The sequence below is a fragment of the Deltaproteobacteria bacterium genome, from assembly GCA_011375175.1.
GTDB lineage: Bacteria > Desulfobacterota > GWC2-55-46 > GWC2-55-46 > DRME01 > DRME01.
The window spans coordinates 1-17,024 of record DRME01000058.1 but is presented as its reverse complement, the minus strand read 5'-3'; the positions used below and the strand labels follow the sequence as shown (position 1 = coordinate 17,024).

General features: G+C 65.2%; 14 protein-coding genes. 6 read left to right on the top strand and 8 right to left on the bottom strand.

Annotated features, from left to right (window positions below):
- Nucleotides 1-353 precede the first annotated feature (353 nt).
- Nucleotides 354-2,624, top strand: a complete 2,271-nt coding sequence (locus ENJ37_04535; GenBank protein ID HHL39750.1) for a glycosyltransferase — start codon at nucleotides 354-356, stop codon at nucleotides 2,622-2,624.
- Nucleotides 2,474-3,313 (top strand): cellulose biosynthesis protein BcsS, encoded by an 840-nt coding sequence (gene bcsS / locus ENJ37_04530; protein ID HHL39749.1) that lies wholly within the window; start codon nucleotides 2,474-2,476, stop codon nucleotides 3,311-3,313. The genes ENJ37_04535 and bcsS overlap by 151 nt, the downstream gene beginning before the upstream one ends.
- A 46-nt stretch (nucleotides 3,314-3,359) precedes the next feature.
- Here the strand turns inward: bcsS and ENJ37_04525 are convergent, their stop codons facing one another.
- The 5 genes from ENJ37_04525 to ENJ37_04505 form a co-directional block, all read right to left on the bottom strand.
- Nucleotides 3,360-4,316 (bottom strand): methyltransferase domain-containing protein, encoded by a 957-nt coding sequence (locus ENJ37_04525; protein HHL39748.1) that lies wholly within the window; start codon nucleotides 4,314-4,316, stop codon nucleotides 3,360-3,362.
- A gap of 232 nt (nucleotides 4,317-4,548) precedes the next feature.
- Nucleotides 4,549-5,991, bottom strand: a complete 1,443-nt coding sequence (gene hemG / locus ENJ37_04520; protein ID HHL39747.1) for a protoporphyrinogen oxidase — start codon at nucleotides 5,989-5,991, stop codon at nucleotides 4,549-4,551.
- Nucleotides 5,988-6,914 carry a ferrochelatase gene (hemH, locus tag ENJ37_04515; protein ID HHL39746.1) on the bottom strand — a complete coding sequence of 309 codons (927 nt, stop codon included), beginning with the start codon at nucleotides 6,912-6,914 and terminating at the stop codon, nucleotides 5,988-5,990. Before hemH ends, hemG begins: the two co-directional genes overlap by 4 nt.
- Nucleotides 6,915-6,921: 7 nt before the next feature.
- Nucleotides 6,922-7,947 (bottom strand): uroporphyrinogen decarboxylase, encoded by a 1,026-nt coding sequence (hemE, locus tag ENJ37_04510; GenBank protein HHL39745.1) that lies wholly within the window; start codon nucleotides 7,945-7,947, stop codon nucleotides 6,922-6,924.
- 319 nt (nucleotides 7,948-8,266) lie between these two features.
- Nucleotides 8,267-8,701 carry a DUF420 domain-containing protein gene (locus ENJ37_04505; GenBank protein HHL39744.1) on the bottom strand — a complete coding sequence of 145 codons (435 nt, stop codon included), beginning with the start codon at nucleotides 8,699-8,701 and terminating at the stop codon, nucleotides 8,267-8,269.
- A gap of 306 nt (nucleotides 8,702-9,007) precedes the next feature.
- Between ENJ37_04505 and gyrB the strand changes: the two genes are divergently transcribed.
- Nucleotides 9,008-11,440 carry a DNA topoisomerase (ATP-hydrolyzing) subunit B gene (gene gyrB / locus ENJ37_04500; protein ID HHL39743.1) on the top strand — a complete coding sequence of 811 codons (2,433 nt, stop codon included), beginning with the start codon at nucleotides 9,008-9,010 and terminating at the stop codon, nucleotides 11,438-11,440.
- A gap of 106 nt (nucleotides 11,441-11,546) precedes the next feature.
- On the top strand, nucleotides 11,547-12,371 hold the full coding sequence (locus tag ENJ37_04495) for an NYN domain-containing protein (protein ID HHL39742.1): 825 nt from the start codon (nucleotides 11,547-11,549) through the stop codon (nucleotides 12,369-12,371).
- An 82-nt stretch (nucleotides 12,372-12,453) separates the two neighbouring features.
- On the opposite strand, the gene tatC is transcribed toward ENJ37_04495, so the two are convergent.
- The 3 genes from tatC to ENJ37_04480 form a co-directional block, all read right to left on the bottom strand.
- Nucleotides 12,454-13,278 carry a twin-arginine translocase subunit TatC gene (gene tatC / locus ENJ37_04490; GenBank protein ID HHL39741.1) on the bottom strand — a complete coding sequence of 275 codons (825 nt, stop codon included), beginning with the start codon at nucleotides 13,276-13,278 and terminating at the stop codon, nucleotides 12,454-12,456.
- A gap of 15 nt (nucleotides 13,279-13,293) precedes the next feature.
- Nucleotides 13,294-13,707, bottom strand: coding sequence for a twin-arginine translocase subunit TatB (locus ENJ37_04485; GenBank protein HHL39740.1), 414 nt, complete (start codon nucleotides 13,705-13,707; stop codon nucleotides 13,294-13,296).
- Between the two features lie 168 nt (nucleotides 13,708-13,875).
- Nucleotides 13,876-14,352, bottom strand: coding sequence for a universal stress protein (locus ENJ37_04480; protein HHL39739.1), 477 nt, complete (start codon nucleotides 14,350-14,352; stop codon nucleotides 13,876-13,878).
- A 257-nt stretch (nucleotides 14,353-14,609) separates the two neighbouring features.
- Between ENJ37_04480 and ENJ37_04475 the strand changes: the two genes are divergently transcribed.
- A complete protein-coding gene (locus tag ENJ37_04475; GenBank protein ID HHL39738.1) occupies nucleotides 14,610-16,364 on the top strand; it encodes a tetratricopeptide repeat protein in 1,755 nt (584 codons plus the stop codon).
- Nucleotides 16,364-16,990, top strand: a complete 627-nt coding sequence (locus tag ENJ37_04470; protein HHL39737.1) for a hypothetical protein — start codon at nucleotides 16,364-16,366, stop codon at nucleotides 16,988-16,990. Before ENJ37_04475 ends, ENJ37_04470 begins: the two co-directional genes overlap by 1 nt.
- The last annotated feature ends 34 nt before the right edge of the window (nucleotides 16,991-17,024 follow it).

The window sequence follows — 17,024 nt, the reverse complement described above, 5'->3', positions numbered from 1 at the left end:
TCCGGGGGGGGCGGTCCTCTGGAGGTTCGGGCCGCAAAGGCGTAACAATCCCGCCTGGCGCGGGCCGAACCTCCAGAGGACCGCAAAACATCCTAATAGCATACGAGGGGGGTCTTGGGGAGACGCGGGCCTGTGGCCCTTCTACAGAAAGTTTCCCACAGGCTAATCAATCAGAGCTTCCTCGGGTATTACCTTGTAAAATAGTCGCCTGTCGCCGGGAAAGAATCCGGGTTTTCCAGTAAAATCAAGCGGTTGTTTGAATGTTTTCTTCCTCTGCCGTTTAAACCGCTGCGTCGTTATGTCACCGCTCCTTGCGTGACGGCCGGCCGGGATCCCTTCACCACGGCAATCAGATGTCTTTTCTCATCGAGGACCACTTCATCGTCTCCATGGGCGGCGCCGCAGCCGCCGCGGCCCTGGCCTTCGGGAGCGGAGCGCGGCGTCGGGCGGCGCTCGTTATCCTCTCCGCCGTCCTGTCGCTGAGGTATCTCGCCTGGCGGGGTCTCTTTACACTCGGCGGCGACGAGTGGAGCGAGAGGGCCCTCGGCCTTGCCCTTTACGCAGCCGAGCTCTACGGCTTCATCCAGGCCCTGCTCTTCTGTTACCAGTCGGCCTCTCCCACCACACCCGAGCCTCCGGCGGTGCCGGAGGCGGAGCTTCCTGAGGTTGACGTCTTCGTCACCATATACGACGAGCCCGTGGAGATACTGAGGCGCACCGTGCTCGGCTGTCTCGGCCAGGACTACCCCGAGGGCCGCTTCGAGGTCCACGTGCTCGACGACGGCGGCCGCAGCGAGGTCCGCGCCCTCGCCCGCCGCCTCGGTTGCCGCTACATCGGCAGGGCCGGCAGCGAGCACGCAAAGGCGGGAAACATAAACCACGCCCTCGCCCTCACATCGAGGGAGCTCGTGGCGCTCTTCGACTGCGACCACGTGCCGGTGCGCACCTTCCTGAGGGAGACCGCGCCCTTTTTCAGGGGCGGCGGGAGGCTGGCCTTCCTCCAGACGGCCCATCACTTCTACAACGACGACCCCTTTCAGCGCGCCCTGCGTCCCGGGCCCTCGCCGCCGGGCGAACAGGACCTCTTCTTCCACGTCATCCAGCCCGGCAGGGACCGCTACAACAGCGCCTTCTTCACCGGGTCCTGCGGCCTCTTCAGGCGCTCGGCCCTCGAGCAAGCCGGCGGTTTCCGCACCGAGACGGTGACCGAGGATATCCATACGAGCATGGAGCTCCATGCCCGCGGCTACGGTTCGCTCTACCTGAACCGTGACCTCTCGGCGGGTCTCGCGCCCGAGAGCCTTGAGGGCTACCTCATCCAGCGGAGACGCTGGGCCACGGGCGCCATGCAGCTTCTGAGGCTCGACAACCCCATTCTCAAGCGGGGGCTTACGCTGCACCAGAGGATAAACTACCTGGCCTCGAACATCTACTTCCTCCTCGGCCCGCCGCGCATCGTATACCTCCTCTCGCCGCTATTCTACCTCCTGCTCGGCAAGGCCCCTCTCAAGACCGAGCTTCCCGTCTTCCTGAGCATCTACGGAGCCCATTACCTCGCTTCGCTACTCGTGCTTTCGACCCTGGGCCGCGGCATGCGCAGCGCCTTCTGGAGCGACGTCTACGAGACGGCCATGTGTTTTACGCTGACGGCCGCTTTGCGTTCTCTCGTCTCGCCCCGGAGGGCCGGCTTCGAGGTGACGCCCAAGGGCGAGCGCACGGCGGGGGCCCGTGCGCCAGTCCGCCTCGTCGCCCCCTACGCCGTCGTCTTCGCCGCCCTCGCCGCGGGAGTCGGTGCCGGCCTGACGGAGCTCGTCCGTAACGGCCCGGCCGGAGTGACCGTCATCTGTCTTGTCTGGACCCTTTACAACTGCCTGTTGCTGCTCCCCTGCCTCGCCGCCGCCGGCGTGACCTTCCAGCGCCGCCTGGCGCCGAGGCTTGCGAGGACGGTGGAGGCGGGCCTGCACACTGGCGGCCTTGCGCTCCGTTGCCGCACGAGGGACGTGGGCGAGGGCGGCGTGCTGCTTTCGCTCGACGAGCCCGCGGGGCTCGAGGGGCGGGACGCAGCGGTGGAGCTGCCCTGCGGGGAGAAGACCGTGCGGCTTGAGGCCAGGGCCCTGCGCCACGACGAACGGGACGGCGAGGTTGTGGCCGCCTTCGCCTTCACGGCGGCGCCGGACGAGACGGCGGCCGTCCTCTCCGATCTCCTCTTCGGCCGGCCCGAGAGCTGGAGCGGCGCCCACGACGCGCACCCCCGCGGCGCGGGAGCGCGCGTCGTCGTAGCGGCCGTCGCTCTCCGCTTCGCAGCCGCTCACACGGCGGCGCTGCGGCGGCTCTCCCCGAGGCTCAGGGCCCCGGTGCCGCTTCGCTGCGAGTTGCCGGCGGGGAGCGGAGAACTCGCCGTGAGGACAATAGACGTGGGGCTCGGAGGGGTGCGCATCGAGGTGAGGGGCCGGCGTCCCCTGCCCGAGTCCATATGGCTCGGCCTGTCGAAGGACGGCAACGGGGCCGTCGAGGCGAGGGTCGTATGGCAGAGGAGGAGTCTGCGGTCGGTGCGGGCGGGGGTGAGGTTCGTCGAGCAAGGCGGGGGAGCCGCGATTTGGCGGGCCGCAAGAGAGCTCTCGTAGCGGCGCTGTCCCTTGCGGCGGTGCTCGCCCCTGCGCAGGGGGCGGCGCAGGGGGCGGCGGACGCCATAGCGGGCTTCGAGCGCGACGGCCGCGGCCAGGGCTTCGCCTACACGGGCCTCATCGCCTCAAGGCCCGCAAGCGGCCGCTACGGTCTGGTAAGGAAGTTGTTCGTCGGGAGGCTGAGCTACTCCTTCCGGTCTGGCGGGAGGGAGCTCGGCGGGCGGCAGACCATGGTCCTGCCCGCCGCGGGAGCAAGGCTTACCGAGGGGGACTGCACCGTCACCTGGAGCGTGGGGGCGGACCTGCGCGAAAGCCGCGTGGAGCGGCTGCGGCGGCCGCCGCTTCGCAGCCGCGACGCCGGCGTCTCATTCCAGGTGGAGGCCTACCGCTGGGGCCGCGGCTTCTCGTCGGTGAGCTTCATTGCGAGCTTCAGCACCGTGGACGGCTTCCTGTGGGCCAGGCTCAGGGCCGGACACGGCATCGGCCGCCTCGGCGGGCACATCCGCCTGAGCGGCGGCTGGGAGGCTGTCATCATGGGCAACGACGCCTTCAATGCCGCCCAGAGCGGACTGGTGGTCGAGCTCGCGGACACGTCCACGACCCTATCCGTGCTCGTCAAGGCGGGGTTAAAGAGCGCGAGCGTCTACGACACGTGGTACTGGGGCCTCGAACTCTACCGCCGTTTCTGAGCCGGCGCCGCCGGCCCTCGATGAGCCGCCACGGCGGCCGGGACCCTCAGCAGCACCCTGTCTTCATATCGCCGACCTTGCACGGCGCGGCGCGGGCCGTCTCCCCGGGTTCGATGACTGTGAAGTGATCCCGGTAGGGGGGGCGTCTCAGCCGCTCGGCCGTGTCCGTGCAGACCTCAACGGGCCTGCCGGCCGGAAACGTGTGCCCCTCGTCGTCGCACACCGAGCTGAAGGGACCGTTGTAGACCGCCATGTGGCCCCGGTAGACGCAGATCTCCCCTCTTGCGAGCTTGTATCCCCGAATGGTCACGGCGTGGAAGTCTATGCCCTCCACCCTCCTGTACAGGTACTTGCCCTCCGTCTTTATGCCGTAGAAGCCGGCGGCGCGGGCCGTCTCGATGAACTCCTCCTCGCGCACGGCGCCGGCGATGCATTCGCCCCAGAGGCGGCTGTCGGCGCGTATCTCCGGGGGGATCTCCTTGCCGGCCACCACGTCCGATATGCAGAAGGTGCCGGAGTCCTTCAGGACCCTGTAAATCTCCCGCATGACCCTGTCCTTGTGGGGCGAGAGGTTTATGACGCAGTTGGATGTGACGACATCGACCGAGCCGTCTTCGACCGGTATCTTTTCGAGAAAGCCCTTTCTGAACTCCACGACGTCGTAGCCGAGGTTTTCGCAGATGCGGATGGCCGCCTCCCTGGCGCGGCGCAACATCTCGTCGGTCATGTCGACGCCTATGACGCGGCCCCCGCCGCCCACGAGTTTCGCGGCGATGAAGCAGTCCACGCCGGCTCCGCAGCCCAGGTCGAGGAGCGTCATGCCCGGGGCAAGGCCCGCGGCGAGCACGGGGCTGCCGCAGCCGTAGGATATGTCGAAGAGTTCCTCGGGGATGTGGGCGACCTCCTCCCTGGGCACCGATACGGGGCAGCACAGCCCCGGCCTGGGCTCGGTGGCGGCCTCGGAGTAGAACCTCTCAACCGTCGCTCTTATGTCGTCGGACATGGGACACCTCCGCGTTTTTTTTCGGATACGCAGCGGTGCGGCGTCGTGCCGAAGGGTAGGAGCGTCAGGTGGATGCGTACTCTGCGCCGGGAGACTCCGCGGGTGGAAGTGACGGCCGAACCGCGCGTATCTTATAACACGACGACCGGCCCGGCTCAATAGGTTTCGAATGCCCGCCGACGGCGGAGGGGGCCTGCGCGAGACGAAGGGGAACGCTACGCCGCCCTCTACGCTATGGAGAGTCCTTTTCGGCGAGGAACCTCACGACCCGCCCGGCCGTCTCGCCGCCCTGCCTCACGCAGTCGCTTATGCCGATGCCTTCGTAGGCGCTGCCCGTGAGGAAGAGGCCGGGTCTCGCCTCCGTGAGACGGCGGATCGCCTTCACCCTCTCGGCGTGTCCCGTGGTGTACTGGGGCATGGCCTTGCGCCAGCGGTACACCCTCGTCACCTGCGGCTCGGCCTCTATGCCCATTATCTCCCGCAGCTCGCGCCGCGCCGTGGCCGAAAGCTCCTCTTCGTCCGCCAGGGCGAGTTCCTCGTTCTTCGCGCCGCCGATGAAGCAGCGTATGAGGGCCGCGCCTTCGGGGGCCCGGTGGGCGAACTTCTGCGACACCCAGGAGGCGGCCGTGATGGCGCGCCCCTCGGCGCGGGGCACGACGAAGCCGAAGCCGTCGAGCGGGTGAGCCACGTCGCCTCGCCTGTAGCCGAGCGAGACGGTGGCCGTCGATACGTAGGGTATGGAGAGGAGCCTTGCGGCGAGCTCGCCGTCGAGTTCTTCGACGAGCCGGGCGGCCGCGTAGGCCGGCGCGGCTATGACCACGGCGTCGGCCTCGACCCGCTCGCCTCCCTCAAGGCCCACCTCGTAGCCGCGGGCCGTGCGCCGCAGGGCCGCGGCTACGGCGCCGGTGCGGACCTCCGCGGATGGGGTCAGCTCCAAGAGCCGATCTACGAGTGTCGAGAGCCCGCTTCGCAGGGTCATGAACATGGTGACCCGCTCCCCTCGACCGCCCCCCCCGCCCTCCCTGCGCTTCATTTCGCGCATCTTCCTTATGCGCGAGAGCATCCCTATGATGAGGCTCCCGTAGCGCTCTTCGAGCTCGACGAACTTGGGGAAGCTGCTCTTTATGCTCATCGTCTCCGGGTCGCCCGCGTGGACTCCGGCAACGAGCGGCTCGGCTATCTTTTCGAGCACCTCCCGGCCGAGACGCCTCCTCACGAAGTCGCCGAGGCTCTCGTCCGCCTCCCCCTTTCTGCGGGGGACGAAGGGCTCCATGGCCATGCGCAGCTTGCCGCGGAGCGATATGAGGGAGCTTGCAAGAAGCGGAACTATCCTGGTGGGCACCATGAGGATGACGCCTTCGGGCAGTTCGTGGAGCCTTCCGCCCGAAAGCACGTATGTCTTGCGGTGCTCTTCGTTCGTTGCGAGCAGCTCGTCGCCGAGCCCCGTTTCGCGGCAGAGCGCCAGGGCCCAGGGCTTTTCCGAGAGGAAGCAGTCGGGGCCGGCCTCGATGAGGTAGCCGTCGACGCGCTCGGTCCTTATGTTGCCGCCCGGCCGGTCGCGTCTTTCAAGGAGCGTGACCTTCACTTCCAGGCCCTCCCGCTTCGCCGCCTCTTCGATGCGGTAGGCCGTGACGAGCCCCGAGACGCCGCCTCCGACGATGACCACCCTCTTCACGGCAGGGCCTCGAAGTGGGAGGTCACGACGTCGGCGAGGGCGTCGATGAAGAGCGGCGAGGCGTTGAGGGAGGCGCTCCTTGCAAACCCGAGCCCCAGGCGCCGGGCCTCGCCGCTGAAGTGGATGTCGATGTCGTAGAGTGTCTCCACGTGATCGGCCGTAAAGCCGAGAGGAACGAGCGCCACGGCGTCGAAGCCTTCTTTCGCGGCCTCCTCCATGACTTCCTCCACGGAGGGGCCGAGCCAGGGACGCGGCCCGGCTCCCCTGCTCTGGAAGGCGAGGCGCCAGCGGCAGTCCACGATGGCGGTCACGTCGGCTATGGTCTCTTCGAGCTTGCGCACGTAGGGGTCGCCTTCGATGGTGGCGAGCGGCAGGCTGTGGGCGCTGAATATGACACGCACCTTGCGGGCCCGTCTCAATTGCTCCAACGCCGCCGAGAGGTTGGCGGCCACGGCCCTGATGAAGAGGGGGTGGCGGTGCCACGGGGCGACGAAAGAGGTGCGGGGAGAGCCGCCCGTTGTCTCCAACGCCGCCGAGAGGTCCTTTTCGTAGCCGCCCGTTGCGGCCCTCGACGAGTGGGGGGCCATGACGACGGCCGCCGCCTCCTCGACGGAGTCTTCGACCATGCGAAGGAGCGTATCCTTTATGAAGGGCTTCCAGTGACGCATGGCCCAGTAGCAGCGGTACAGGCCGGGATGACCGGCCTCGAGCCTCGCCTGCAGGGCCGCGGCCTGTTCCCCGGTTATGGCGGCAAGGGGAGAGCCGCCGCCTATGAGCCTGTAGCGCTCCTTTGCGCGTTCGATCATCTCTTCGCTCACGGGCCTGCCGCCGAGAACGTTGCGCAGAAAGGGCTCCACCTCTTCGAGCGAGGCCGCGCCGCCGAAGGCCAGAAGCAAGACCCCCCTTCTCCCGGGCCGGGCCACGTCCTCTCTACCTCGACGAAAACTCGTGGACGGCGTCGACCAGCGCCCGCACGTTGTCCACCGGCGTGCCCACTATTATGCCGTGGCCGAGGTTGAATATGTGGCCCGGCCGGCCTTCGGCCTCGTCGAGCAGGGCCTTGACCCTGCGCCTTATCTCCTGGCGCGGAGCAAAGAGCACCACCGGGTCGAGGTTGCCCTGCACCGCCCTGTTGTGCCCCACGCGCCGCCACGCCTCGCCGAGCCTTACGCGCCAGTCAAGGCCCACCACGTCTCCGCCCGCCGAGGCAACAAGCTCTATGTAGGCGCCCGTGTTGGTGCTGAAGTTTATGACCGGCACGCCCTCGACGGCCCCGATGACCCTCTTCGTGTAGGGAAGGACGTACTCCCGGTAGTCGTCGGGACCGAGACAGCCGACCCAGCTGTCGAATATCTGCACGGCGTCGACTCCCGCCTCCACCTGGGCCTCCACATAGCTTGAGAGAACGCGCGAGACCTTGTCCATGAAGGCGTGCCACCCCTCGGGGTCGCCGTACATGAGTCCCTTGGCGTTCACGTAGTTGCGCGAACCAGAGCCTTCTATTATGTAGCTTGCCAGGGTGAAGGGCGCGGCGGCGAACCCTATGAGCGGCACCCTGCCGTCGAGCTCCTTCTTTACGAGCCTTATGGCCTCGAGAAGGTACGGTACGTCCTCTTCCGGCTCTATGAGCCTTACGGCGTCGATGTCGGCCCTGGTGCGCACGGGGTTGCGGATCACCGGCCCTTCGTTCTTTGCGAACTCGAGCTCGATGCCCATCCCCTCGAGTGGCAAGAGGATGTCGGCGAATATGATGGCCGCGTCGAGGTCGAAGGCCCTTATGGGCTGGAGGGTCACCTCGCAGGCTATCTCCGGGGTCCTGCACATCTCGAGAAAGGAGTGCTTCCTGCGTATCTCCATGTACTCCTTCATATAGCGCCCCGCCTGACGCATGAGCCACACGGGCGTGTAACCGGCAGGCTCCCTGCGACAGGCCTTCAAAAAAGGATGATCAACCATGACACTCCTTTCCGTAAGCTTAATTATCCTGGGGGAAACTTTCTGTAGAAGGGCCATAGGCCCACGTTTCCCCCAGACCACCTTCAAAGACTTTCAATACGAGTTGGTTTCCCCCTGTCTTGCTCCGCAAGACAGGGGGAAACCAACTCGCGTTAAAAGTTTTTGGAGGGAGTCTGAGGGAACCTTTTTACAAAAAGGTTCCCTCAGTAATTGTCTGCACCTCCGGGCCGCGTGTCCTTCGGTGGCGGGTGTAAATCGTTATTATAGCGGCGGAGGCTGCGGTTTTCAAGGACCTTGCGTCGCAGGGGCGGAGAAACATTCACGGCGCCAGCAGCCAGAAGTTGGCCACGCCTCCCGCGTGGGTGAACATCCACAAGCCCGCCGTCACCCTGCCGTAGACGCGGTGAAAGCGGTTGAGGTGGGTGGAGACGGGACCGGCCGGCCCCCTGAGCCTCGAGACGAGGAGCAGGGCCGCGCCGACCACGACGGCGAGCCCCAGCGTGCCGTGGAGGGCGAGCCACGGGACGAGCGGACCGCTTATGCGCGTCCTGTCGTATGAGCCGGCGCCGGCGCCGTGGCTCGCAAGGTAGAGGAGCAGAAAGACCCAGGCGCCGGCGGTGAGAAACTTCATCAACGAGGCGTGGAGCGGGGCCGCCTTCCGCGCCGCCGCCCTCCAGGCGGCGGCGAGAAGGACCATCGAGACCAGGGCCCACACGAGACCGAATGTGTTGAACAAAAAGACGAGGCTCTCCATACTTCACCCCCTCGGCGGTATACGCTCAAGGTTATCACAGCCTGGGGGGCCGTTGTCAAAGGCGGCGCGGAAGGCGGTACCCGCCGGAGTTGACGTCCGTTGAAAAGCTGCGCATTTTCAATGAGTTATTGACTGCGGCCCTGCATTTTTTTGTGGCGCTCGTGGCGCCGCTGTGTTAAACTTACGGTTTGTTTGTCCCGCCGGATTTTCAGACCGCCTCCGCCGTAGAGGCGGCGCGGAGAGAGGACCGGCGAGGAGAGCGAAGGGAGAGGCATGGAACTGAAAAAGAAGGAAGAGACCGGGACGATGGAAGCGGCAAGGCAGGGACGCGGCGTCTACGACGCCGAATCGATCAAGGTGCTCGAGGGGCTGGAGGCGGTACGAAAGCGTCCCGCCATGTACATCGGCTCCACCGGCGCAATGGGTCTGCACCACCTCGTCTACGAGGTGGTGGACAACTCCGTGGACGAGGCGCTGGCGGGCCACTGCTCCAGGATCGACGTGGTCATCCACCTCGACAACTCGGTGACCGTCACCGACGACGGCCGCGGCATCCCCGTAAGGGAACACCCCGAGAAGAAGAAGCCCACCGTCGAGGTGGTGCTCACCGAGCTGCACGCAGGCGGCAAGTTCGAGAACAAGGCCTACAAGGTGTCGGGGGGGCTCCACGGCGTGGGCGTGACGGTGGTGAACTTCCTGTCGAGCTGGCTCGAGGTGGAGATAAAGCGCGAGGGCAAGGTCTTCCACCAGCGCTACGAGAGGGGCAAGCCCACAGGAGCGCTCGAGGTGGTGGGCAGGACGAACACCTCGGGCACGAAGATCACCTTCAAGCCCGATGACGGCATCTTCGAGACCACGGAGTTCAGCTTCGACACGCTGAGCAAGCGCCTGCGCGAGCTTTCGTTTCTCAACGCCGGCCTTCGCATATCCATAACCGACGAACGCACCGACAAGAGCCACACCTTCCAGTACAAGGGCGGCATCAAGAGCTTCGTGGAGCACCTCAACGCCACGAGGACGGCCGTCCACCCCAGGGTGATACACATCGCGGGCAGCAAGAACGACGTGCACATAGAGATGGCGCTCCAGTGGGTGGACTCCTACAACGAGAACATCTACTCCTACGCCAACAACATCAACACCACCGAGGGAGGCACCCATCTCACGGGCTTCAAGAGCGCCCTCACCCGCACAATCAACAACTACGCCCTCTCGCGCAACCTGCTCAAGGACCTCAAGCAGACCACCCTCCAGGGCGACGACGTGCGCGAGGGGCTCACGGCCGTCATAAGCGTTAAGCTGCCCGACCCGCAGTTCGAGGGACAGACCAAGACCAAGCTCGGCAACAGCGAGGTCGAGGGGCTGGTGAAGAGCATCACCGGCGAGCGTCTCTCCACCTTCTTCGAAGAGAACCCGGCGGTGGCCAAAAAGATCATCCAGAAGGCGCTGGAGGGGGCGCGCGCCAGGGAGGCGGCCCGCAAGGCAAAGGAGCTCATACGCAGGAAGGGCGCGCTCGATTCGACGACCCTGCCGGGCAAGCTCGCCGACTGCCAGGAGACCAACCCGGCGCTCTGCGAGCTCTTCATAGTGGAGGGCGACTCGGCCGGCGGCTCGGCAAAGCAGGGCCGCGACCGCCGCTTCCAGGCCATACTCCCCCTCAAGGGCAAGATACTCAACGTCGAGAAGGCGCGCTTCGACAAGGTGCTCAGCAACGAGGAGATCCGGACAATCATAACGGCCCTGGGCTGCGGCGTGGGCAAGGACGAGTTCGACCCCTCGAGGCTGCGCTACCACCGCATCATCATCATGACCGACGCAGACGTGGACGGCTCGCACATAAGGACGCTTCTTCTCACCTTCTTCTACCGCCAGATGCCGGCCATAGTCGAAAAGGGCCACCTCTACATAGCCGAGCCGCCGCTCTTCCGCGTAAAGCGCGGCAAGGAGGGCCGTTACCTCAAGGACGAGGCCGCCCTCGAGTCCTACATCTTCGACGCCATACAGAACACGCTCACCGTCACGCCGAGCGGCGCGCGACAGCCCGTCAAGGGCAGAACGCTCGTCGGATTCCTCAAGAGTGTAACCGCCTTCCAGCGCATAGTGGAGAGGAAGACAAGGCGCGGCAAGGACGGCGCCGTGGTGGGCGCCTTCGCCATGGACGAGCGCTTCGACGCCGCGGCCCTCAAGGACAGGGCCCTGCTCGAGGAGATAGCGGCCTCGGTAAAAGACTTCATCGCCGCCGCTCACCGCGAGATCACTTCCTTCGACGCCGCCGTAGAGGTCGACGAGGAACATCAGGGCCATCGCCTGGTCTGCGCATCGAGGAGAAACGGCACGGTCATCACCACTACGCTCGACACCGACACGGTCTCGTCTCCCGAGTTCGCCGAACTCAGGCGGCACGCAGCCGCCATCCGCGCCGTGGGCTCCCCTCCCTACATCCTGACGGACGATTCGGGCCGCCAGGAGATATACAGTCACACGGAGCTGAAGGAGAGGGTCCTGGCGGCGGGCCGCAAGGGGCTCACCATCCAGCGCTACAAGGGCCTCGGCGAGATGAACCCGGAGCAGCTCTGGGAGACGACCATGGACCCGGAGAAACGGGCGCTCCTGCAGGTGACGGTGGAAGACACGGTAGAGGCCGAAGAGATATTCACAAGGCTCATGGGGGACGCCGTGGAGCCGCGCCGCCGCTTTATCGAGGCCCACGCCCTCGAGGCGGCCAACCTCGACATCTGAGGGCGCTTGCGCCGAAGGCGTTTGCGCCGACGGGACCGGCTCATCACCGCAGAAGGGGGGATATTCCCTGGCCCCCCGCCCTCGCTGCCGCCAGTGAGAGGAGAGGATGACGAGAACGACGACGCAGAAGGTGGGACTCTACATAGACGTGGCCAACATCGCCAGAAACGGCGGTTACGGCATGCGCTTCGACATACTCAGGGACTTCGCCTGCCGGGAGGGCGGAGAGCCCATGAGGCTCAACGCCTACGTCGCCTACGACGAGGAGAGATCACGCACCGACGCCGACTACAAGGAGCGCACGCTCAACTTCTATTCGGCGCTGCGCGACTTCGGATTCAAGGTCATAGAGAAGACCGTAACGTGGTACGTCGACGAGGCGGGCACGCGCTTCGGCAAGGCCAACGCCGACCTCGATATGGCCGTCGACGCCCTCCTCCAGAGCGAAAACCTCGACCGCGTCTGCATGGCCACCGGCGACGGCGACTTCATACAGGTCGTGAGGGCCCTGCAGAACAGGGGATGCCGCGTCGAGGCCGTGGCCTTCCAGAACGTCTCGAGCCTGCTCAAACGCGAGGTCGACCACTTCATGTCGGGCTACCTCATACCCAACCTCCTGCCCATAAACAGCGCCGACACCAGGATACCGTGGGGCGAGGTGGGCTCACGGGTGCGCGGCATCTGCTACAACTTCAACCAGACCAAGAACTTCGGCTTCATGCGCTACCTGCGCGTCATAGGCCCCGGCCTGTGGATAACCGACACGCGCCGCGAGGACTCGCCCTACGGCACGGCCTTCGTACACGAGAGCGCCTTCGGTGACGAAATCGACAGCTCGTCGCTGCCGAGCCGCGACCAGATCTTCGAGTTCGACATAATCCAGGGGGAAAAGGGGCTGCAGGCCTCGAACGTTACGAGGATCTACCCCTGAGGAAACCTTGCCCGAAGAGGGGATGAAGAAAGGCCCCGGTCCCGGAACGGGCCCGGGGCCTTTTGCCGCGTCGCCCCTGGCCTCAGCTCTCCCCGTCGTCGGTCTTCTTCTTTATGGACCAGGGGTCGTCCTCCTCTTCTTCCTCCTCATCCTCCGGGACCCCGGGTTTCTTCTTGCCGAAGAGCATGGCTATGATTATGCCGAGGCCGTAGAGGATCATTATGGGTCCGCCCATGAGGAGCTGACTGAAGACGTCCGGCGGCGTGAGAACGGCGCCCACGACTATGGAGAGCAGAAGGGCGTAGCGCCACCAGCCGATGAGCATGGGGGCGTCCACAATGCCGAGCCTTGCCAGCACCAGAATGACGAGCGGGAGCTGGAAGACGATGCCGAAGGCGATGAGCAGCTTGGTGGCCAGCGAGAAGTATGCGCCCATGGAGAGCACCGGCTTGAGCTCGGGGCCGGCGAAGCTCAGCAGGTACTTGAATCCTATGGGGAAGACGACCTTGTATCCGAAGTAGACGCCGAGGATGAAGAGCAAAAACGACGCCACCACCACGGGCGCGAACCACTTCCTCTCGCCCCTGTAGAGACCGGGGGCTACGAAGGCCCACGCCTCGAAGAGGAGGACGGGGCTGGCCATGATGATGGCCGCCACGAAGGCGGCCTTGAGGTAGGTGAAGAAGGGCTCGACCACGCCCGTGAAGGCCAGGAACCTCTGGTCCTCGGGCAGCGCCGGCAGGAGCGGCTCCGAGAGGATCATGTAGACCTCTACGGCGTAGTAGTAGGTGATGGCGAAGCAGACGACTATGGCGGCCACGCTCACAACGAGTCTTTCACGAAGCTCCTTGAGGTGGCCTGTAAAGGACATGCGTCCCAGGTCGTCGGACTGTCTCTCCTTTGTCATATACGGGGGGTCTTCTTATCCTTTTTCGGTCCCTGGCCGCTCGGCGGCGTCCTTGCGGTCCACTGCGGCGCTCTCGTCTCCGGCCGGGCCGCTTCGGGAGTCGGCGGCCGTTGCGGCGCCCCGCGCAGCCGCCTTGGCCGCCGCCGCGCTCCTGGACCTGCGCCTTACCGCCTTCTTAGCGGCCGGCGTCCCGCTCGCCTCGGCGCCCGTCTGAAGGAAGGGGCCGTCGATACTGAGGTCCCGCTTGACCTTCTCGGCATCGATGCCCCCGGTGACGTCAACGCTCTTTTTGAGCTCGTCCACCGCCTTCCTGAACTCGCCGAAGGTCCTGCCCAGCACCTTTGCGATGTCGGGCAGCTTGTCGGGGCCGAGGACGATGAGGGCGATGACGAGTATTATTATTATCTCCGAGAAACCTATGCCGAACATGACGTTCCTTCAAACAAAACGCCGCCCGGTGAAGGCGGCCTGCCCGCGGCAGGTAGCGACCGGCGGCGCGACGGCGGGTGGACCGGGGAGACGGGGCGTGCGCCCGGCCTCGCCGGCGCAAGCGCCGCCGCTGAGAGCACGGGGAGCCGTCCGCCGTCTACCCGCGGCTCAGCTTCCTCCCTCGGAAGGAGGGACCATGAGCACCGGACACCCGCTCTTTCTCAGCACCCGCTCCGTGGTGCTTCCGAATATGAGTCTCTCGATGCCCGACATGCCGTGGGTGGCCATGACTATGAGGTCCACGCCGCTGTTCCTGGCGAAGTTCGTGATCTCCACGTCGGGGGCTCCCATCAATATGACGGGCTCGTAGTCTTCGAAGTCGCGGAGGTTACTGACGCAGAACTTGTCGAGCATCTGCTTCGCGCCGGCGCGCATCTCCCCGTCGAGCTTCTCGTAGGAGAGATGGGGCACGTAGAAGCCGGCCGCCTCCCTCGACGTGTCTATCACGTGGAGCACGTAGAGCCTTGCCGAAAACTTCACGGCGATGGTGAGGGCGTGGCTCAGGGCCGACTCCGAGGCGGAAGAGAAGTCGGTGGGGAAGAGGATCTTCTTGAACTGTCCTGCACTCTTATCCTGCGCTGTCATATGGGCTCCTTAGTAAAGGGTGTTGTTCGGGGAGCGGGCTGCGCTCAGTCAGGTTATCTTATTATAACGACCGTCTGCTTTCAATATTTTTTTCAGCGCCTTTCCGGCGGCAAGGCCCTTTCCGTTGATTTGACTTGCAGCGGGAAAGATGTTAAAATTCCAGTCAGACCTGCACAAACCGCTCCCACCATGAACCGGCGGGCCGCCGCGCCGTCTCTGTGCGCGGGACCGGTCCCTCCGACACGGAGAGAACCAAGATGATACGTAGCACGAACCGCACGAGGCGAAACTCCGCCTTCCTGCCCGTCGTCCTCCTTGCCCTCATGGCCTCATGCACGCCCACATCGGGCGCCTACGGGAGCTTCCCGCTGACACCGCCTGACGGGGGAGAGCACGAGACGCAGGCGCGAGGGCGACGTGACGCATACTACTACTTCACGGCGGCCCAGCTCCACCTCAACAGGGGCGAGATCGAAAAGGCCATAGAAAACTACAAGATGGCCATCGAGAACGACCCCTCGTCGGCGCTCCTCTATACCGACCTGGCCCACATCTACATAAGGAAGGGCAACAACGACCTGGCCTTCAAGTACCTCAAGCGGGCCGTCGAGGCGGACGACAGTTACGTGCCGGCCTACCTCTACCTCGGCGAGCTCCACACCATGCTCAAGCAGACGGCCGAGGCCGTGGAGATGTACAGAAAGGCCATAGCCCTCGCCCCCGAGGACTCCAAGCCCTACATCCTGCTCGGCAACCTCTACGCCTCGCAGAAGTCCTACGACAAGGCCGTGGAGGTCTACGGCGAGCTCGTCAGGATAAAGCCCGACTCCATAATGGCCCACTACTACCTGGGCAGGATCGAGTCCGAGCGCGGCCGTTACGAGGAGGCGATCCGCCACTACGGCAAGGCCATAGACATAAACCCCTCCTTCGCTGCGGCCTACTTCGAGCTCGGCCTCGCCTACGAGTTCGCCGGCAAGCTCGACAAGGCGGTGGAGACCTACCGCACGGCCGTAAGGCTCATGCCCCACAACATCAACCTGCGCAACCGTCTCGGCCACATCTACATCCAGTTGAACGAGCTCGACAAGGCGCTCGAAGAGTTCAAGGTGCTCAAGAAGCACAGGAACACCGGCATAGACGCCGGCGTCAAGATGGGCCTCATCTACTTCGAGCAGAAGCGCTACGACGAGGCGGCACGGGAGTTCGAGGAGATCCTCGCCGTCCACCCCGAGCTCCACAAGGTGCGCTACTACCTCGGCACGGTCTACGAGGAGAAGGGGGACCTCGAGGGCGCGGCGGCCCAGTTCGCCAGGATACCGGCGGACGACAGCATATACGTCGACGCCAAGATAAGGCTCGCATTCATATACGAGAGACAGGGCCGCTACGACGACGCCATAAACGGCATAAAGGACACCCTCGAAATAAGGCGCGACGACGAGGAACTCTACAGGCTCCTCGTATCGGTCTACAAGAAGGCCGGCCGCATCACCGAGGCCATGGAGGCGGTGCAGCAGGCCCTGGAGCGCTCGCCCGGCAACCCCGAGCTCCACTTCATGCTCGGCGTCCTCTACGATGACGCCGGCATGGACGACAAGACCCTGGCCGAGATGCACAAGGTCATAGAGATCGACCCCGACCACGCCAACGCCCTCAACTACATAGGCTACACCTACGCGGAAAAGGGCATAAGACTCGACGAAGCCGAGAAGTACATACTCAGGGCCCTGTCGATAAAGCCCGAGAGCGGACACATCATAGACAGCCTCGGCTGGGTCTACTTCAAGAAGGGCGAGTACAGCAAGGCGGTGACGGAACTGGAGCGTGCCGTAAAGTACCTGCCCAACGACGCCGTGGTCATGGAGCACCTCGGCGACGCCTACCTCATGCGAAGCTCCAAGGAGAAGGCCATCGAGGCGTACCGCAAGGCCCGTGAGCTGGCGCCGGAGAACAGCTCGCTCAAGAGCAAGATCGAAAAGCTCGAAAGGGAACTCGCGATCAGCCCCTGATGCTGCGCCGGCTCCTTCTCCTCGTCGTTGCGGCCGCGCTGGTCGGGGGCTGCGCCTCTCTCACGCCATGCCGCCGGGCCGACGGCGGGGCGGATTCTCCGCCTGCCGTGCGCCGGGCCTCGGCGCTGAGGGCCGAGGCGGTCGTCACCATCGGCCGCGACGGGCTGCGGGGCCGGGCGCTCGTGCTCGTCAAGGCGCCGTCTCTGTTCAGGATAGAGGTCTACGGTCCCTTCGACCAGGTGGCGGCCGTGCTGGCCGGCGACGGCCCGAGACTCGTCTACTACCGGGGCGGCGACAGGAGATCGCTCAGCCTCGACACGCCCCTCTTTTCCGGCCGCTTCAGCCCCATGGAGCTCACTGGGCTTCTGCTCGGCGACACGGCGGCCCTCGAGCGCATGGGCGCCGAGGTGAGGACCAGGGACGAAGAGGGAGCGGCGGTGACCGAAGTTGTGAAGACCAGCGGCGGCGTCACCCTCTACCGGGCAAGGTTCGCCGAGACAGGCGACACATCGGGCGTGGAGCTGCCCCGGGCCATCACCATCACCAACGGACGCGACAGCCTCGCCATCCGTTACCTGACCGTCGAGGTCGACCCCCTTCTCGACGACGACCTCTTCGCCCTCTGAGCAGGGGGGCAAAGCAGGGGGGCAATGTAAGGGG